The 485-nt window shown below is 67.2% G+C and carries 1 protein-coding gene; it reads right to left on the reverse strand.

Features of this window, described 5'->3' with window-relative positions; all coding sequences use genetic code 11:
• On the reverse strand, positions 1-485 hold a 485-nt coding region (locus H483_RS39550), incomplete at both ends, for a DDE-type integrase/transposase/recombinase (RefSeq protein ID WP_017836484.1).

Here is a 485-nt window from a genome sequence, read left to right on the forward strand (position 1 = left end):
CGCAGTGGAGTCATGACCAGGTCCGTGGCCATGGTGGTGGCCGCGTTCCACGCCACGATGCGCTGGGCGAACACGTCGACGATGAACGCCACGTAGGTGAAGCCGGCCCAAGTCCGGACGTAGGTGAAGTCGGCGACCCAGAGCCGGTCGGGCCGATCCGAGGTGAAGTTGCGATCGACAAGGTCCGGCGCCCGAACACCGTCCGGATCCGAGGAGGTGGTGTACACCTTCTTGGACCGGAGTACGCCTGATAGCCCGAGTGTTCGCATCACACGGTCCACTGCTCCTGGGCTGGCTGTGGTCAGACCGGCCCGGTGCACCTCGGCAAGCATCTTGCGGCGCCCGTACAGGCCGGCTGGTTGCATCTTCCGGCGCCCCTGCCCATCGGGCTGCCACACGAGCTTGCGAACGGTGTCCTCGACCTCGGCGTCGCTGACGGTCCTGGCCGCCACCACGCGCTGCGGCGAAGTCCACTCGCGGTAGGT

This window comes from Dietzia sp. UCD-THP (genome assembly GCF_000349585.1).
GTDB lineage: Bacteria > Actinomycetota > Actinomycetes > Mycobacteriales > Mycobacteriaceae > Dietzia > Dietzia natronolimnaea_A.